Annotated in this window: 18 protein-coding genes; 10 read left to right on the top strand and 8 right to left on the bottom strand. The window is 71.8% G+C overall.

Annotated elements, in window-relative coordinates; translation table 11 throughout:
* Positions 1 to 25 precede the first annotated feature (25 nt).
* The gene (locus ACGF7U_RS15560) at positions 26 to 1,633 is read left to right on the top strand and encodes an amidohydrolase (protein WP_393106937.1); all 1,608 of its coding nucleotides are present in this window, start codon (positions 26 to 28) and stop codon (positions 1,631 to 1,633) included.
* Between the two features lie 30 nt (positions 1,634 to 1,663).
* Here the strand turns inward: ACGF7U_RS15560 and ACGF7U_RS15555 are convergent, their stop codons facing one another.
* Positions 1,664 to 2,266 (bottom strand): hypothetical protein, encoded by a 603-nt coding sequence (locus ACGF7U_RS15555; RefSeq protein ID WP_393106935.1) that lies wholly within the window; start codon positions 2,264 to 2,266, stop codon positions 1,664 to 1,666.
* A 267-nt stretch (positions 2,267 to 2,533) separates the two neighbouring features.
* Here ACGF7U_RS15555 and ACGF7U_RS15550 point away from each other — a divergent pair, with 267 nt between their 5' ends.
* From ACGF7U_RS15550 to ACGF7U_RS15525, 6 genes are all read left to right on the top strand, one after another.
* The gene (locus tag ACGF7U_RS15550; RefSeq protein ID WP_393106933.1) at positions 2,534 to 3,682 is read left to right on the top strand and encodes a sensor histidine kinase; all 1,149 of its coding nucleotides are present in this window, start codon (positions 2,534 to 2,536) and stop codon (positions 3,680 to 3,682) included.
* Positions 3,675 to 4,385, top strand: coding sequence for a response regulator (locus tag ACGF7U_RS15545; protein ID WP_393106931.1), 711 nt, complete (start codon positions 3,675 to 3,677; stop codon positions 4,383 to 4,385). Before ACGF7U_RS15550 ends, ACGF7U_RS15545 begins: the two co-directional genes overlap by 8 nt.
* Positions 4,386 to 4,402: 17 nt before the next feature.
* Entirely contained in the window at positions 4,403 to 5,962 is a 1,560-nt protein-coding gene (locus tag ACGF7U_RS15540) for an ABC transporter ATP-binding protein (protein WP_393106929.1), read from the top strand.
* Positions 5,963 to 5,975: 13 nt separating this feature from the next.
* A complete protein-coding gene (locus ACGF7U_RS15535; protein WP_393106927.1) occupies positions 5,976 to 6,689 on the top strand; it encodes a hypothetical protein in 714 nt (237 codons plus the stop codon).
* A 103-nt stretch (positions 6,690 to 6,792) separates the two neighbouring features.
* Entirely contained in the window at positions 6,793 to 7,479 is a 687-nt protein-coding gene (locus ACGF7U_RS15530) for a hypothetical protein (protein ID WP_393106925.1), read from the top strand.
* A 261-nt stretch (positions 7,480 to 7,740) separates the two neighbouring features.
* On the top strand, positions 7,741 to 9,198 hold the full coding sequence (locus tag ACGF7U_RS15525; RefSeq protein WP_393106923.1) for a pyridoxal phosphate-dependent decarboxylase family protein: 1,458 nt from the start codon (positions 7,741 to 7,743) through the stop codon (positions 9,196 to 9,198).
* A 91-nt stretch (positions 9,199 to 9,289) separates the two neighbouring features.
* Here ACGF7U_RS15525 and ACGF7U_RS15520 read toward each other — a convergent pair whose 3' ends face one another.
* The 4 genes from ACGF7U_RS15520 to ACGF7U_RS15505 form a co-directional block, all read right to left on the bottom strand.
* Positions 9,290 to 9,691 carry a DUF2267 domain-containing protein gene (locus ACGF7U_RS15520; RefSeq protein WP_393106921.1) on the bottom strand — a complete coding sequence of 134 codons (402 nt, stop codon included), beginning with the start codon at positions 9,689 to 9,691 and terminating at the stop codon, positions 9,290 to 9,292.
* A 117-nt stretch (positions 9,692 to 9,808) separates the two neighbouring features.
* On the bottom strand, positions 9,809 to 10,249 hold the full coding sequence (locus tag ACGF7U_RS15515) for an SRPBCC family protein (protein ID WP_393107176.1): 441 nt from the start codon (positions 10,247 to 10,249) through the stop codon (positions 9,809 to 9,811).
* Positions 10,250 to 10,525: 276 nt separating this feature from the next.
* A complete protein-coding gene (locus tag ACGF7U_RS15510) occupies positions 10,526 to 11,830 on the bottom strand; it encodes an FAD-binding oxidoreductase (RefSeq protein WP_393106918.1) in 1,305 nt (434 codons plus the stop codon).
* Between the two features lie 295 nt (positions 11,831 to 12,125).
* A complete protein-coding gene (locus ACGF7U_RS15505) occupies positions 12,126 to 12,611 on the bottom strand; it encodes an RrF2 family transcriptional regulator (RefSeq protein ID WP_393106916.1) in 486 nt (161 codons plus the stop codon).
* Between the two features lie 248 nt (positions 12,612 to 12,859).
* On the opposite strand from ACGF7U_RS15505, the gene ACGF7U_RS15500 reads away from it, so the two are divergent.
* Together ACGF7U_RS15500 and ACGF7U_RS15495 are read left to right on the top strand one after the other, a co-directional pair.
* Positions 12,860 to 13,579, top strand: a complete 720-nt coding sequence (locus tag ACGF7U_RS15500) for a DUF6597 domain-containing transcriptional factor (RefSeq protein WP_393106914.1) — start codon at positions 12,860 to 12,862, stop codon at positions 13,577 to 13,579.
* A gap of 10 nt (positions 13,580 to 13,589) precedes the next feature.
* Positions 13,590 to 14,450: a hypothetical protein gene (locus tag ACGF7U_RS15495; RefSeq protein WP_393106912.1), complete on the top strand. Its 861-nt coding sequence runs from the start codon at positions 13,590 to 13,592 to the stop codon at positions 14,448 to 14,450.
* A 159-nt stretch (positions 14,451 to 14,609) separates the two neighbouring features.
* Here ACGF7U_RS15495 and ACGF7U_RS15490 read toward each other — a convergent pair whose 3' ends face one another.
* The 3 genes from ACGF7U_RS15490 to ACGF7U_RS15480 form a co-directional block, all read right to left on the bottom strand.
* Positions 14,610 to 14,981: an ArsR/SmtB family transcription factor gene (locus ACGF7U_RS15490; protein ID WP_393106909.1), complete on the bottom strand. Its 372-nt coding sequence runs from the start codon at positions 14,979 to 14,981 to the stop codon at positions 14,610 to 14,612.
* A 208-nt stretch (positions 14,982 to 15,189) separates the two neighbouring features.
* Positions 15,190 to 15,834, bottom strand: a complete 645-nt coding sequence (locus ACGF7U_RS15485) for an SMI1/KNR4 family protein (RefSeq protein ID WP_393106907.1) — start codon at positions 15,832 to 15,834, stop codon at positions 15,190 to 15,192.
* Between the two features lie 53 nt (positions 15,835 to 15,887).
* Positions 15,888 to 16,622 (bottom strand): MerR family transcriptional regulator, encoded by a 735-nt coding sequence (locus ACGF7U_RS15480; protein ID WP_393106905.1) that lies wholly within the window; start codon positions 16,620 to 16,622, stop codon positions 15,888 to 15,890.
* A gap of 66 nt (positions 16,623 to 16,688) precedes the next feature.
* On the opposite strand from ACGF7U_RS15480, the gene ACGF7U_RS15475 reads away from it, so the two are divergent.
* Positions 16,689 to 17,168 carry a DUF6194 family protein gene (locus ACGF7U_RS15475; protein WP_393106903.1) on the top strand — a complete coding sequence of 160 codons (480 nt, stop codon included), beginning with the start codon at positions 16,689 to 16,691 and terminating at the stop codon, positions 17,166 to 17,168.
* Positions 17,169 to 17,406 lie beyond the last annotated feature (238 nt).

Here is a 17,406-nt window from a genome sequence, read left to right as displayed (position 1 = left end):
CCCAGCCGTCGGAACAGGCAGCCCCATGACCGGTACGGTTTTCGAGAACGCCCGCATCCACACCCTCGACCCTGCCCGTCCCTTCGCCGAGGCGATGCTCGTGCGCGGCGAGCGGATCGTCGCGGTCGGCGCCCTCGACGAGTGCCGGGACCGTGCCGGCGGCGGGGCGCGCCGGGTCGACCTCGGTGGGATGACCGTGCTGCCGGGCCTGATCGACAGCCACATCCACTCGGCGCTCTACGTCCGGGGCCTGGAGCAGGTGGACCTGCGCGGCACCACCAGCCTCGACGAGGCACTGGCGCGGATCGGGCGGCACGCCGCCACCCTGCCGCCGGACGCGTGGCTCTTCGGCGGCGGCTGGGACAGCCACAAGTGGGCCCGGCCGGTGCAGCCCGGCCGGGCCGACCTGGACCGTGTCTGCCCGGACCGCCCCGCCGTGCTGCCGAGCATCGACGGACACACCACCTGGGTCAACACCGCCGCCCTGCGCCGGCTCGGCATCGACGCCGGCACCCCCGACCCGGTCGGCGGGCAGATCGCCCGCGACGAGCGCGGCGAGCCGACCGGCATCCTGCGGGAGGCGGCCGGCGACGCGGCCTACGACGTCATGCGCACCTCCGCCTCCGGCGACCTCGTCGAGCAGTTGCGCACCCACCTGCCCCGGCTGCTGGCCGTCGGCCTCACCAGCATCCACGACCTCGACGGGCTGGACTGCCGGGCGGCGTTCGAGACCCTGTACGCCCGGGGCGAGCTGCCGCTGCGGGTGCACAAGTCGATCCCGTCGACCGCGTTGGACGAGGCCATCGACCGGGGCTGGGCGACCGGCGACGGGGACCGCTGGCTGCGTACCGGACCGGTGAAGATCTTCACCGACGGTGCGCTCGGCTCGCACACCTGCCTGATGACCGAGCCGTACGACGGCGAGCCGGACAACCACGGCATCGCGGTCACCCCGGCGGAGGAGTTCGAGCGGCTGGTGGCGAAGGCCGCCGGGGCCGGCATCGCGGTCGCCGCGCACGCGATCGGCGACGCGGCCAACCAGATGGTGCTGCGGGCGTACGCCCGCTGGCAGGAGCGGGCCGGCACCGACCCGACCGTGGCCGGGGCGGTACGGCGGCTGCGGCACCGCATCGAGCACACCCAGCACCTGCGGCCGGCGGACGTGCCGCTGCTCGCCCGGCTGGGGGTGATCGCCTCGATGCAGCCGACGCACTGCACCAGCGACATTCCCCTGACCACCAGCATGCTCGCCGGGCGGGACCTCGCCTCGTACGCCTGGCGCAGCCTGCTGGACGCGGGCGCGACGGTGGCGTTCGGCTCGGACGCCCCGGTGGAGGACCCGGACCCGTTCTACGGCATCCACTCCGCCGTCACCCGGCAGCAGCCCGACGGCACCCCGCCCGGTGGCGTGGACCCGCACGAGCGGGTCGACCTCGACGCGGCGCTGCACGGTTTCACCGTCGCCGGGGCGTACGCCTCCTACGAGGAGCACCTGAAGGGGCGGCTGCGCCCCGGGATGCTGGCGGACTTCATCGCGCTGCCCGTCGACCCGTACCAGGTCGAGCCGGCGGGGCTGCGCGACCTCACGGTGGCGCTCACGGTGGTCGGCGGGGTCGTCCGCTGGCAGCGGTGACCGGGCGGCCGGCGGGCGTCGCCGCGGAGGTCATCCGCGCGCGGGGGCGGGGGTCAGGCCGGTCCTCACCGTGCGGCGGCGCAGGTAGTAGGCGGCGGCGAGCACGAGAACGACCGGCCCCCACACGCGGATCGGGGCGGTGCAGACCATCGCGAGGGCCTTCCACCAGCCGTTGACGTAGGAGGCGTCCTCGCCCACGCCGAAGACGGTGAGGGTCTGGCCGTCACCGACCGGTACGGAACCGAACAGTACGGTGAGGGCCAGCCCGCCGAGCACCGCGGGGACGACCGCCGCGAGGGGCCGGACCGGCCTGCCGCCGATGAACGGGATCCAGGCGGGCGCGACCTCACCCCAGCGGCGTACCAGCCCGATGCACAGGAAGGCGATCAGCTCCGACACCACGCTCAGCCCGAACACATACGGAACGCTCACCCAGTAACCGGGTAGGCCGGGCCCGCCCAGCTGCCCCATCTCGAAATGGAAGGCGAAGGGCAGCCGCCACAGGCAGGAGGGCAGCAGGAGCAACGGCATCGCGTAGGCGAGTCGCAGCACCCAGCGCGGGACGGGCCGCTCGGTGTCGCTGCTGGCCGGAGCGGTGTGCAGAACCATGCGCACAAGCTTTCTGATCGTCATGGTCGTAGTCTTCCCAACCGCCCCACCACGGTGATCACCCACGCGGGGGCAGGACCTCCCTCGCCGGGGGGATCGTGGTCCTGGCGTTCGCCGTCGGGTAGGCCCTTGGCGACGCTGATGTCCGCGCGAGGCGATTGCTGCCGGCCTGGGGTTCCGCGAAATCCGGATGCGAACCCGGCCCGCGACGCGGAGGCGGGCGGGGCCGTTCGGCCTCACCACACGGTCACTGACACCTGTCGGCTGAGGGCCGCCGGGTAGTGTGCAGACATGGCTCGGCCGCGTCAGGTCCTGTCGTTGTTGGAGCCGATCGGGCTGGACCTCGGTGCCGCGCTGCTCTGCGTTCTGGTTTTCTGGCTGCCGCTGGTCGACCGTCCCGGTTGGTCGCGCTCCGCGCATGTGTGGGCCGTCGTCCTGTTGGTCGTGGGGATGCTGCTCCGGTCGCGTTGGTCCGTCGTGGCGTTCTGCCTCGTTACGGGAGTGACTCTCGCCGGCGCGGTGTTGGGCATGACCCATGACCCGTTCGTGGCCGCCGCGTGGACCCTGTTCCCGGTCGCGGTTTCGCGGGGCAGCACCAGGCTGCTCCCTGCCATCTCGGTGACGATCGGCCTGGTGATCGTCCTGGTGGCGGTTGGCGGACCGGCCGGGGCCGAGGAGGCCGTCCGGTACGTGATGGTGAGTCTGCTGGTGCTGGCCGGGACGTGGACGTTGGGCAGCACGATGAGGCGGCACCGACGGGAGGCCGAGCACGCGTTGCGGGCCGAGCAGGAGCACGCGGTCACGGCGGAGCGGCTTCGGGTCGCGCGGGAGGTGCACGACATCGTGTCGCACTCGTTGGGCACGATCTCGGTCGTCTCCGGTGTCGCGCGTCAGGTCGGCGGCGACGACGCCGGACGGCTCAGGGAGAAGCTCGCGCAGATCGAGGCGACGAGTCGCGAGGCGCTGGACGAGCTGCGGGCGGCGTTGGCGGCGGTCCGCGACCCCGGTGAAGGCGCGGCGCGCGGCCCGCAGCCGGGCATCGACGACCTGCCGGGACTTGTCGAACGCATCGAGCATGCCGGGATCGCGGTGACCCTGACGGTGCGCGGCCGCGACCGGGTTCCGCCGGGTGCCGGGCTGGCCGTGTACCGGATCGCGCAGGAGGGGCTGACCAACGTGACCAGGCACGCGCCCGGCAGCAGCTGCCGGGTGGCGGTCGTCGCGGGCGACACCGATGTCCGCGTCGAGATCGTGGACAGCGGTCCGGCGAACGGGCCGGCACCCCGCGGCGCGGCCGCCGGGTCCGGGTTCGGACTCGTCGGCCTCAGGGAGCGGGTTCGACTCATGGGCGGTGCCCTTACCGCCGGGCGAAGGGCCGAGGGTGGGTTCGCACTGCGCGCGGTCGTCCCGCTCTCGCGGCACGAGGTGTGCGGTGACTGAGCGGATCGGCGTGCTGATCGCCGAGGACCAGGATCTGGTACGGGCGTCGTTGCGGGAGCTGCTCGAGAGCGATCCGTCGATCGTGGTGACGGGTGAGGCCCGCGACGGTCGGGAAGCGGTCGCCGCGGCCGACCGGGTCCGGCCCAGCGTGGTGTTGATGGACATTCGTATGCCGGTGATGGACGGATTGGCCGCGACGGAGCTGATCTGTGCGCGACATCCGGCGACGCGGGTGCTGATTCTGACGACGTTCGACCTCGACGAGTACGTCTACCGGGCCCTCCGCCTCGGCGCGTCCGGGTTCCTGCTCAAGAACGCCGCGCCGGCGGAGACCCTGCGCGCCGTCCACGTGGTACATGCCGGCAACGCGATGCTGGCACCGGAGGTGACCCGCCGGTTGATCGCCGATGTCTCCGCGCGGGTCGACCGCCGGCAACCCGACCTGGCCCGGTTCGACGTGCTCACGGATCGGGAGCGCGACGTCGTGGCCGCGATCCTGCGCGGCATGTCCAACGAGGAGATCGCCGCCGAGCTGTTTCTCAGCCGGGCCACGGTGAAGACGTACCTGAGCCGCCTGTTCCTGAAGCTCGGTGTGCGGGACCGCACGCAGCTGGTCATCCTCGGCTACGAGAGCGGGCTCGTCGAACACCTCCGTCAGCCGGACAGCTTTCCGATCTCGCGGCTGGGACGGCGTCGTCGGTAGGTGTCAACCTTTGGCCGATGACCCCTGCACCGCCCGGTCGGATGCTGTACGACGTGATCGACGTAGTCAACCTGACGAAACGCCATGGCCGAAAGCTCGCCGTCAACGACATCAGCTTCACCGCGGTTCGGGGCCGGGTAACCGGGTTCCTCGGTCCGAACGGCGCTGGGAAGTCGTCGACCCTGCGCGTGCTGCTCGGCCTGGACTCGGCCGACGCCGGCTCGGCGCTCATCGCAGGCGCGCCTTACCGCACGCTGCGCCATCCGCTGCGTACCGTCGGATCCCTGCTCGACGGTACTGGCGCGCACCCGTCCCGGACCGCCCACGCCCACCTTCGCTGGGTGGCGCGAAGCAACGGCATCCGGAAGGACCGGGTTGACGAGGTACTGGAGATAGTCGGGCTGAGTGACGCCGCCGGCAAACGCGTCGGGCGGTACTCGCTCGGCATGGGCCGGCGCCTGGGGCTGGCGACGGCGTTGCTTGGCGACCCTGAGCTGCTGATCCTCGACGAACCCGTCAACGGCCTCGATCCCGGCGGCATCCGCTGGATCCGCCGGTTCCTCACGGAGTTCGCCGCCACGGGACGCACGGTGCTGCTCTCCAGTCACCTCATGGCCGAGATGGCCGACATCGCCGACGACCTCGTCGTGATCAGCGGCGGACGGGTCGTCGGCCCACGGACCGCTCGCTGCGGTCACCGCCGGGTACGCCTCCCTCGAGGACGCGTTCTTCGCCCTCACCGAGCCCACCGGCGGGCGCCCCGTCGACCACCCGAGGGACGGGGGCAGAGCGTGAGCGACATCGTCATCGCCGAGTTCAGAAAGCTGCTCGGGCTGCCGGCGTCGCTCGTCGCCGTCGCCATCAGCGTGCTCGGCACGCTCGGTCTCGCCGCCCTCTCGGCCCTCTCGATGCGTGCCGCGCTGGACCGCGGAGACACCGCGAGGTTCACCGACCACACCACGACCGACGCGGGGCTCGACCTGCTCCCGGTGAGCGCCGTCGGTGCGATCGTGCTCGGCGTCGTCGTCATCAGCAGTGAGTACAGGTCCCACCGCGACGACGCCGGCGGTGGCCGGCAGATATCCACCACCCTGACGAGTACGCCCCGGCGTTCGGCCCTGCTCGCCGCGAAGGTCATCGTGGTCACGGTGACGACCGGCGCGCTCGCGGCCCTCACCGTGCCCGCGGCGGTCCTGGTGTCCCAGACGCTGCTTGGCGAACACGGGCACCCGCTGGGTGACCTCGTCGACAGGGTCGGTTGGCGGGTCGCCGGATCCGTCGTATACCTGGTGCTCACCGCGCTGCTCGCCTGCGCCGTCACCGTCCTCACCCGAAGCGGCGTCATTCCCCTGGCTCTCCTCATCGCCAACACCTCCCTCGTCTCCGTCTCGCTGCTGCTGACCCGCGTCACGGCACTGGCCCGGTACCTGCCCGACGTCGCGGGAGCGCAGATGGTCAGCGCGAACTATCCGGCGCAGGACATGCTCGGCCCGTTCGCCGGGGGCCTGGTCATGGCTGCCTGGACCGTCGTGATGCTGGTCGTCGCGGCTGTCGTGTTCGCTCGACGCGACGCCTGAGCGGAGGACAGGGATGGATAGCAGGTTCAACGACGTCGCCGCTGCCGAGCTGATCAAACTGCGCACACTGCCGGCCGTCGCCGGCACCGTCGGCGCGACGCTCCTCGGCGTGCCGGGGCTGGCCCTCGTCCTCGACGCGGCCGCACCCGAGCCGCCCGGCAACGCCGCCGCTTCCGCCACCACCGACGCGGGGATCCAGGCCATCGAGTACGGACAGGTCGGGCTGATCCTGCTCGGCGTGCTCGCGGCGGCGACGGAGTACAGCGGGCGTCAGATCCACACCACCGTGAAGAGCGTGCCCGACCGGCCACTACTGGCGGCGGGAAAGCTCGTCGCGCACCTGACGACCGCCGCGCTGACGGCCGTGCTCGCCGTCGCCGCGCTGGCCGGCGTGGGCGAACGGGGAGCGTCCCTCGGACCGCTGCTCGGAGCGGCGGCGTACCTGCTGCTGATCAGCATGCTCGCCTATGCCGTCGCCCTGCTGACCCGGGACGCCCTCGCCGCGCTGGTGATCATGCTTGGCCTCGTCCACGTCGCCTCGCCCCTCCTGGCCAGGGTCACCACGGTGGCCGGATATCTACCGGACCGGGCCGGCAGGCAGATGTACCAGACCGCATCCTCGTACGACGCCACGTTGACGGCAGTGCAAGGGGGAGTGCTGATGGGCCTCTGGGTCGCGCTCGCCCTTGCCCTGGCGACAGTGGTGTTCATCCGGCGTGATGCCTGAGAGTAGGGACGACCCGATGAGACAGAGTTGGCGCCCCGCCCGGCACGGCAGGGCTGGCACCACCACCCGACGCAGGACTGCGCTACTCGTCCTCGGACTGAGCGTGGTCCTGATCGGCGCGGTCGTCGGTGCCGCGGCGCTGTATCCCACCGTCGCGGCCACGACCTGTCCCGCCTGCTACGGCATGCGACGGGTGGAAGCGAACCTCTTCGTCGGCCGCGAAGCCTCCGACGAGCAGCGGCAGCAGGTGGTCGACACGGTGGCCGCGGCGGATCAGCGCATCCGTGCCTTCTACGGCGGCCGCGAAAGCTCGCCACGCATTCTGGCCTGCCCGACGGAGGACTGCTACCAGCGCATCGGCGGCGGCAGGGAACGGGGCGTGGCCGTACTCAACCGGGCCGTCATCCTGTCACCGCGCGGCCTCGACCCGGTGATCGCCGCACACGAGATGTCCCACGTCGAGCTGCACCGCCGGCTCGATTCCGGCGCCACGGTGCCCCAGTGGTTCGACGAGGGGCTCGCCGTCGTCGTTTCGGACGACCGGCGCTATCTCCACCCACGCCCGACAGGCGACCGGTGTACGGCTCAGCCGGGCGGTGCCCTGCCCCAGACACTCAACCAGTGGCTCGCCGCCGCCAACACCGACGAGCGGATCTATGCCAGAGCCGCCTGCGCGGTACACAGGTGGATCGAGGCGAACGACGGACCTCAGGCCGTCCTGAACCTCGTGACCAGGCTCAACTCCGGCGACGAGTTCTCGGCCGTCGTGCCCGGACAGACAGCGAGGTGATGCGCGTTCGCCCAGTTGGGACGCTCCACCAACCGGTTCTCGGTTCGACGAGATTGCCCCACTGGCACCTGCCCGACGATCCGTCCGGTGACGGCCGGCGCCACAGGCCCGCCGCCGGCTCGCACCCCGTCGCGGCCGGGCCACCGCACCGGAATTGGTCGGCGCGCAGCGCGGTCTTGGGTGGCAGGGTGGGGGCCGCCCGAGGTGCGTGGCGGCGCGGGCGGGCCGCGCCGGGCGACGACCGGTGAGGAGGCCACCACCGTGACGGATTCGCTGCGCGACGGCGACGCCGAGGCCGTGCTGCGCGAGGTCTACGAGGCCGCCGGTCCCTACCTGTCCTCGCTTGCGGAACGGTTGGTGCACGACAGGGGCGCCGAGCCGCTGCTGCGCGAGCTGTGGCAGCCGGGCGGCGACGGTGGGCTGCCGGAGCGGGGCGAGGGCGCGACCGCGGCGGTGCGCCGACTGCTGCGTGTCGGTACGACCGCCGCCACCCATTCGGCGGGCCCACGGTTCTTCCACTTCATCATCGGCGGCGTGACCCCGGCGGCGCTGGCCGGGGACTGGACCGCCGCGCTGCTGGACCAGAACGCCGCGTTCCGTGCGTCGTCCCAGTTCGCCGCGGAGGCGGAGACGATCGCGCTCACCTGGCTGCGGGAGCTGTTCGGCCTGCCGGGGGAGTTCGGCGGCGCGCTGGTCGCCAGCGCGACGTTCGGCAACGTCACCGGGCTCGCCGCGGCCACACACTGGTGGGCCGGGCGGCACGGGGTCGACCTGGCCGCGCGAGGGCTGGTCGGGCTGCCGCGGATGCCGGTCCTCGCCGGCGGGTACGTGCACGCCAGCGACCGCAAGGCGCTGCAACTGCTCGGGCACGGCCGGGACGCAGTCGAGGTCTTCGCCCGCGACGGCGTGGGCCGGATCGACCTGGCCGCGCTGGAGCGCCGGCTCGCCGAGCTCGACGCGCCGGCGGTGCTGATCGCCAGCGCGGGCGAGGTGAACGCCGGTGACTTCGACCCGGTGGCGGACCTGGCCGACATCGCCGAGCGGCACGGGGCCTGGCTGCACGTCGACGGCGCGTTCGGCATCTTCGCCGCACTGTCCCCGCGCACCCGGCACCTGGTCGCCGGGATCGAGCGGGCGGACTCGATCGCCGGTGACGGCCACAAGTGGCTCAACGTGCCCTACGAGAGCGGCTTCGCGTTCCTGAGGGACCCGGCGCGGCTGTCGGCGGCGTTCGGCATGCCCGGCGCGGCCTACCTGCCGGGGGAGAGCAGCGCGCTGCCGGCGCCGGCCGGCGGGCCGGACTACGCGCTGCTCGGCCCGGAGTCGTCGCGCCGGGCCCGGTCGCTGCCGATCTGGGCGACCCTGGCCGCGTACGGCCGGGACGGGCACCGGGCCATGGTCGAGCGGCACCTCGACCTGGCGCAGCGGTTGGCCCGGCTGGTCGACGAGGCGCCCGAGCTGGAGCGGCTCGCCGACGTGCCGCTGAACATCGTCTGCTTCCGCGCCCGCCCACCGGGCGCGCCCGAGGACACCCTCGACGACCTCAACCGGCGGCTGGGCGCCGCGCTGCTGGCCGACGGCCGGGTCTTCGCCGGCACCACGCTGTACGACGGGCGGGTGGCGCTGCGGCCGGCGATCGTCAACTGGCGCACCACCGAGGGCGACATCGACCTGCTGGTCGACGTGGTACGCGAGCTGGCGGCGAAGCTCGCCGGCTGACCGCACCCGCCGTCCGCCTCGCCTGGTGGAAGGACAAGCCGCCCCGGCGGCTCGGCGTCACCCGCGCGGCGCACCGACCCGGCCTGGCAGGCTAAGCGCCGCGCTTCCCGTCGTATCGCCCCGCCGAGTCCGTGAGCTCCCAGAACTCCGCCGGTAGATGGGTGACGACGTCGTCGTAGTCGCCGGGCGGGATGGCCTCGCGGAGGGTGTCGAACACCGCCCGCATGCCGGCCTTCGCCGTCGTGCCGTCCACCTCGGCGCGTCCGCTGACCTGTTGGACGAACACGTCGATCCCGAAGCGCTGAGCCTTGTCCCGGGGCGCGAACGCGTAGGCCCGCAGCTCGTCGGGCAGCCGGGCGGAGAGGTCACGTGCCTCGCCCCCGTCGATCCGCTCGGCCAGGGTCGTGAGCGTGGCGCGCGTGATGGCGGTGGCCTGCTCGGGTGACGTGCGCAAGCGTCTCGCCACCGAGCCGATGAACTCGCTGTTGTCCACCTCGGGGCCTTTCTCTGCGACGGATAGCGGCGTCTACCCGGGTGCCGGCGCGGCAAACGGCCGGCCGGGCGGCCCGACCGAGGCCGCCCGCGTCCGCCGAGGCGCGGCCGAGCGGTCTCAGGCGCCGCTCGCCGCCGCCTTGGCGAACCGTTCGAGGACGCCGGTCCGGCCGCCGTCACCGCCGACCGCGTCGGGCATCGCCCGGCCCTCGGGGAGCCGGTCGAGGTGGCGGTGTTCGAATTCGACGACGGTTTCGTGGGCCCGGAGGCGAAACCGTACCTCGATCTCGCTGGCGTGCGCGGCGTCCGGGTCGTACTGCCACTCGCCGGTGATCTGCCAGGTCAGGACGAGCCGGTGCGGGGGCTCCCAGACGAGCACGCGGCCCCAGTCGCATTCGCTGCCGTCGGTGCCGCGCTCATACCACCGCCCGCCCTCGCCCTGCTCCAGCACCGCCTCGGCGAGGTCCGCCCGGCCGATGTGGCACCCGGCCGGCCACCAACTGTCGAGGGACTCGGTGAACACGCGGAAGGCACGCTCGACGGGAGCGCTGACGGTGATGGTCCGGCGGATTACGTCGTACCTCCGGGCAGCGGCGTCTTCCGCCCCGGGCGGTCCTTGACTCCGCCACCGCGAGCTGCGCCAGCCGCGCAGCGGTCTTCGCCCTACCTACCGTGACCCGGTCCTTTCCGGGCAGGACTGGCATCCTGCCCGGAAAGGACATCGCTCAGGTCGAGCGCGCCGATGCGTGCAAATCGCTCGCCTCGACGGTGACCTCGTCCGTCACCTGGGTTGCGGCCCTGGCCTCCTGTCAGGCCGTGGATCTGCGGTTCCGCCTCAAGCCTCGACCGGGAAGTTGGCGCGGAACATGTGGTGCGGGTCGTGGCGGCGTTTGATGTCGCGGAGGCGGTGCAGTGCGTCGGGGGTGAATGCGTCGGCGACGCTCTCGGTCGGGCTGAGGAAGGTGAGGGGTTTGCGGCCGCTGATGGGTAGCGCGTCGGCGAGGGCGCGTTGTTTCGCGGTGACGGCTTCGGCTCGGGCCGGGTCGGTGGGCAGCCCGAACATGTACAGGGCGTACGGTTCGGTGAGCGGGCCGTGCGGGCTGTCCGATGGGCGGGCCAGCGCGCCGCCCAGGTGCCGCAGTTGCAGGCTGAGCAGCGGTTCGATCGGCTCGTTCAGTAGCGTCTTGGCCGCCGTGTCGTCCAGCGTGGTCAGCAGTTCGGTGCGCGAGAGCCCGGCGCTCGGGTCGGTCGGTTCCGCGGTGATGGCGCCGAGTTCGGCCACCGACATGGGCTGCCGGCTGTCGGACAGTGGCGAGGGCAGGCGGTCCAGCGGGGCCAGCAGGTCGCGTGCCTCGGCCGGGTCGCCGAGATAGGTGACGTCCACGGCGACCATCGGTTCGGCGCCGGGGAAGTGCAACAGGTCCAGCCAGACGGTCAGCGCGTCCGGCGCGGTGGCGGTGATCGTGCGGTAGGCGTCCAGCACCGCCGGGCCGTGCTGGGCGGGCCACAGCATCCGGCCTCCGTACAGGCTGGGCGCGTAATGCAGGGCGAGTTCCAGGGCGGTGACGACGGCGAAGCTGCCGCCGCCGCCGCGCAGCGCCCAGAACAGGTCAGGTTCGGTGTCCGCGGTGACGTGTCGTTCGCGGCCCTCGGCGTCGACGATGTCGAACGCCGTGACGCTGTCGGCGACCCAGCCGTGTGCCCGGCCGAACCAGCTCAGGCCGCCGCCGAGCGCGACGCCGGCGACGCTGACCACCGGCGAACTGCCGGGCAGGCCGGTCAGGCCGTGCGCTGCGGTGGCGGCCTGGACCCGACCGGACGACACACCGGCGCCGACGCGGGCCCGGCGGGCTGCGGGATCGATCTGGAGGGTGTCCAGGCGCCGGGTGCGCAGCAGGATCGTTCCGGCGGTACGGCCGCTGGCACCGTGTCCGTTGGGTTGGGTGGTGATGCTCAGCCCGGTAGCGCGGGCGTGACGGACCAGCGCGGTGACGTCGGCGGCGTCGGCGGCCTCGACCACGGCGTCGACCGGCTGCTCGACGGCGAGGTTCCACGGTCGGCGGGCGGTGTCGAAGTCGGGCTCGCCGGGCAGCCAGACGTGACCGCGGATGACGGAGCGCAAACCGTGCAGGGCGTTCATCGGTGTTCCTTCTCTTGTCTGTTCGGGCGGCCACGTGCGCGGCCGCTCCTGTCTGTGCGGGCGGCCACGGGCGCGATCGCGGCGCTGGTGTCCGTGGCGGTGCGGTGGCGGGCGGAGCTGAACCCAGGGCGGCCAGCGCGGCGATGCCGGTGCCGGCTGCCGACGAAGGCGGCGGTGCGTAGCCCGTCGGTCGTGGCGGCGCGCAGGGCCGGACCGCCGCCAATAATCTCGATATGACATATCCAGGATTAGTCGCCTTGGAAGGCCCTGCTGTGCAGATAGGGCTTGCGGCGCGTCAGGCGCGAAGCGCGGCGAACCGGTTCGCCGTGTTGCTCGGCGTGGCCGGGTGTCGGCGTTCCACCTCTGCCTTCAGGTCCGCCAGTGTCTGCCCCGCCAGCTCCCGCCGCCAGGCCAGATCAGCCCGCCGCATCGCCTGCGAGACCAGGCACGCCTGGCGGTAGTCGACCTCCGGATCGGCGCCCGGCCCCCGCCGGAGCAGTTGCTCGCAGCGGAACGCCTCGTCCGGGCCCTCGATCGCCACCACTACGTCGAGCAACGTGATGTGCTCCGGGCTGCGGGCTAGTTGAAAGCCGCCGCGTGGGCCGGGCGTCGAAGTCATGATGCCCGCGCGGGCGAGGGCCTGGAGTTGTTTGTTGAGGTAGGCCGCGGGAAGGCCGTAGAACTCGGCGAGCTTCGCTACGGGAACGGCTCGCCCTCCCGGCAGCCAGGTCAGGTTGAGGCAACTGTGCAGGGCCCATTCCACGCCTTCGCTCATCCGCATATCTGGACAGTACATGTCCAGGATTTCGGACGCAACGGCTCCGGCCGTGCGAGCGCCAGCCGACGGGGGCCAGCGGTCTGATCCTCGCCGCGGCTGTAGGTCTGACAGGAGCCGCTGCCGCCGGTGTGCGGGGCCGGCGACGAGCGGGGCGGCCGGCTCGCCGGCACGGACCAGGTGGTCCAGACCTCCGCTGCCACTCGCCGGCGCTGCTCGGCGATGCCTGGCGGCCGATTCCGTAGGGTGTGGTTGTGACCTCGCAGTATCGGGAGGACGTGGTTGCTGGGCCGGCGGCCTCGCTGGTGGCGTGCGTGTGGGAGCAGCGCGTCAGTCGTCGGCATGCCCAACTGGTGGTGCCTGACGGCTGTCTCGACCTGATCTGGCTTGGTGACGGGGACCTGGTGGTCGCGGGTGCTGACACTGGTCCGCGGCTGGTCGACTTGCCAGCGAACGCCGAGGTGGCCGGGGTTCGCCTCCGTCCCGGAGCCGCGGGTGCCGTGCTGGGCTGGCACGCTGCGGAGCTGCGCGACCGCCAGGTCGATGTCGCCGAGCTGTGGGGTCGGGAGGTATTGCGGCTCTCCGAGACGCTCGCCGCGGTACCTGCCGAGTTCCGGGGTCGTCACCTTCTCGAGGCGGTGTCCTCTCGCGGCGCTACGCCCGATGCGCTGGTGCAGGCGGCGGCACGGTGTCTGGCTCGTCCGCGCGCTCGGGTCGCGGCAGTGGCAGCGGAGCTGGGTGCCAGCGAACGGCAGCTGCACCGGCGCACGGTGGCGGCGGTGGGGTACGGGCCCAAGATGCTGGCGCGTGTCGGCCGGCTGCGCCGGTTCGTGCGCCTGCACGCGCCTGACCTGTCGGGCAGAGCGCTCCTGGCGGGCTATGCCAGTCAGGCGCACATGAACGACGAGGTGAGGCGGCTCACAGGCATGACACCCGTCCGATTTCTGGAAGCACTCGGCGGCGCGTCCGCCTAGCGTGGGCGCCGTGCCCGTCGACATCGCTGCCGCAGAACAGTTCATCCACAACACCGCTCGCCTTCTGGACAGGCACCGGCTCGCGGTGCTACTCCACGACGCTCCGGTGGGACCGGTCCTCACGGCGCTGCGCGCCTATCAGAACCCCGACCACGGCTTCGGTCATGCCCTGGAACCCGACGTCCGGGATCCCGCGAGCCAGCCGACTGCCACGCTGCACGCACTGGAGGTGCTCGCCGAAGTCGGCGCTCTGGACGACCCCATGGTCACCCGGGCTGCGAGCTGGGCGGCCCGCAACGCCCGCGCCGACGGGGCCCTGCCCTTCGTCCTGCCCAGTGCGGCCAGCCATCCGCACGCACCGTGGATGACGCCCAACTCAGACGGCTCGTTCCTGACGTTCGGGTTCGTGTCCGTGCTGACCCGGGCGGGCGTGCAGACCCCCTGGCTCGCTGCCGCGATGTCCTGGTGCTGGTCCCGGATCGATCGTCCCGACGAGCTCGACGCGTACTGGGTCAAGTTCGCCCTCGACTTCCTCGATCACGAACCGGACGAGGACCGGGCCCGCGCAGCGATCGAGTCGCTCCGGCCCAAGATCGGGGCTGATGGCACGATTCCCGTTCCCGGTGGCACCGAGGACGAGCGCCTCACCGCCCTCGTGCTCTCACCCCGCCCGGGCCTGCGCAGCCGGGCTCTGTTCACCGAGGAGCACATCCGGGCAGAGCTGGACCGACTGGAGGAGGAACAGCTCGAGGACGGCGGCTGGATGTTCGACTGGCTCGACTGGTCCCCGGGGCAGCGCGTGGAGTGGCGAGGCGCCGTGACACTGCGCGCACTCGCCACCCTCGCGGCACACGGCCGCGCTGGACGATGACGTCCGCGCTCCTCGACATGACCGCTCGCGTGACGGCCGGATGCCCGAGGGTTTCGCTCAACCGGTGAGCGCGTCCGCGCGGGCACGCAGCAGGGTCGGCGGGGAGGCGTGTCGGTGATCCTGCCCGTCTTCGCGGGGCGTGGTTCTCGGCCGTGCCGGTCAGCGGGACTTCCTCGTCGCCCGCTTGCGTGGCGGCGTCAACAGGTCCGCTATCGCCGTGATCGCGGACGGCACCAGGCGGTAGTAGGCCCAGACGCCGCGCTTCTCGCGCTCGATCAGGCCGGCCTCGGTGAGGATTCGAAGGTGATGGCTCACGGTCGGCTGAGAGAGGCCAAGCGGCGCGGTGAGGTCACTGACGGACGCCTCGCCCTGCGGGGCGGACTGGATCAGACTGAGCAGTCGCAGGCGTGCCGGGTCGGCGAATGCCTTCAGCACTCCGGCGAGCCGCTCGGCGTCGGCAGGTTTGATCGGCTCGCCAGCAAGCGGCGAGATAGCAGGCATGGCAGTCTTCGCAGTTCCCACGTCCTGCATCGTTGCACAACACCATCGGCAGGCTGGCGGAACCGGACCAGTACTCCGGTGGCGATCGCGGGACCGGATGCGAGGAAAGCTCTACCACGGCAGTGGCCCAGGGCTGGCCATCCGGCTCAGCCCCGCCAGCCACGGGAAGTGGGTCCGGATTGTGTGAGTGATCCTCGTCGGTCGCGAGGCTCAGCCGAGTGGCGTGTGCGCGTTTCCTTCAGGAACTCGGGGGCGTCCAACCGTCGATCCCCAGGTCGCCAAGGCGGTCAGTGCGGAGCAGGTCGATATCGATGGCTTCCAGTTCCTCCGCGACCTCTACCCACAGATGCGTCACGGACTCCCAACGCGGTGTCGTGCCTTGGTGGTGCCGAGAGAACTCCACCAGGCATCCGTGTAGCGGACCCTCGCGCAGGTCCATGAACAGGCCGCCCCCGCCTCCGTCGCCGGCGATGGGCAGCCATCGGGGGAGCCAGTACAACTGGGGTAGGAGGGTGCCTGCGGGCTGGGTGTTCTGGCCGGCCACGAACCGTTCCACCTCCTCACGCATGCCCGATGGACAAACCTCATGTTGGACCCGCAGGTGCACCCGCCAGCGCTCCAGCGCCATGGACGTGGGGTACGGGCTCGAAGAGTCAGGGACCAGAGTTCCACTTGGCAGGCCGAGACCGTGCCGGACTCCGTTGGAGAGTCCCCACCAGATCCGGAGGTCGGCTGGGAGCGCCACACCAAGGGCGGTCGCGACGGTGTCGATCTCCGCTGCCGTTGCCGGCGGGTTCAGCTCCGCGCGGAATCGGGGGGCGAACCGCGACAGCCAATCCTCGATCCGGTGCCACGCCCGCTCCACCGCCGTGTCGGTACCCATGCTGTGATCAAACCAGGGGTGGTGACGAGCAGGCAGGACGTTCCTGACGCGGATCAAGCGACGTCGCCACCCGTCTCGTCACGCTGCCGAGCTGATTCGATGATCTCTGCCAACAGAGTTCCCGCGCGCAGCAGAGCGAGTGCGCGCTGGGCGATCGCCTCCAGCCGCGTGTCGAGCGCGGCGACCGAGTGGCTCACCTCGTTGAGGTCACGGACCGCTGTGATCGCGTTCTGTACGTGTGGAATGCGGTAGCCACCGGCTCGCAGGGCTGCGGTGATGCGTGCCTCCCGGATGGCGGTGAGGGTGTAACGCCGAGCCGTCCCGGATCGCGTGGTGACCCGTTCAGGCACTACCAGCCCGACCTTCTCCCAGAAGCGGAGAGTGGACGTCTTGACTCCGAGGGCCTGGGACAGCTCCGTGATGGTCATGGAGTCGCTTTCGACGGGTGCTGCCTCCGTGGTCGCTTCGGCCCGGATGGATTCCAGCGCAAGGCGTGCCGCGAGTGCCTGCTCCCGTTCGTGGTTGAGCCCGGCGTGCAGCCCGCAGACCAGCGCCGCCGCCCGATCGGGCGGCTGCCGGCGAACCTCTCGCATCGCCCGTCGTGCCTCGACAGGCCCCACGGCGTGAGCAAGGTGGCGGTACGCGCGAAGGGCGCGGACATGCGCTGCGGAGAACTGCCGGTACCCGTTGGGTGACCTGGCCGCAGCGGGGATCACGCCCAGGGCCTCCAGGTCACGCACCTGCTGGGCGGAGTAGCCCGAGGCCGCCGCGACGGCCGCGGTGTTCATGGGTGGCGCTTCGCCCCCTCGGTTCATCCGAACCCTCCACTACCACTTCAAGTACATGCTTGAACCATGAGTATGGAGCGACTTCTCGAGACCATCCGAGCGTTCGACGGGGTACTCGAACTTGCCCCCACCGAGGGCAGCCCGTTCCCGGAGATCGCCTGGGGCGACCACTTCTTCTACTACGCGCCCGATGGTGACGTGCCGCAGCGTGAGCAGCCCTACGCCACCATCGTCACGAAGAACTACCCCGACGACGCCTCGTGCGACCTCGACCATCCCGATCGTTGGCGGTTGAACATCCACGTCGGCAGGGACGCGTTCGCCGAGCTCACGGGTGAAAGCCCTCGGGCCGAATCGACAGCGTGGGACTACACCGCCACCGATGTCGTCCTCCCGCACCCGGTGTATCGCGCGCAAGGTTGGGTGTCGATCATCAACCCAGGTGCCCGCACGCACGAGTTGGCAGTCCGCCTCCTGCGTCAGGCGCATGAGGATGCCAAGCGCCGGGCGGAGCGCCGGAGTGCCAACAGGGCAACCAGTTCGTGACGCGGCTCCGGGTGGTCACCGGTGACGCGCCGCGAGGCGCCCCACCCGGCCGAAGCGAGGTGTGTCGCACACGCCGGGTCGCGCACGTCACAACAGGGACGGGTGTCTCACGCGCCTGCGCGTCGGAGTGGGCCAATCGGTGACGCCGCCACGGTGATGCCGGACCTCAAGACCGCTCGTCCGCGCCACACGCCCGAGGTGTACCAGCCAGGAAGGCTGGTTGGGGTCGTGTGACGAC

The sequence above is a fragment of the Micromonospora sp. NPDC047670 genome (genome assembly GCF_043204915.1).
GTDB lineage: Bacteria > Actinomycetota > Actinomycetes > Mycobacteriales > Micromonosporaceae > Micromonospora.
The sequence above is the reverse complement of the archived record's forward strand: the minus strand, read 5'-3'. Positions and strand labels throughout refer to the sequence as shown.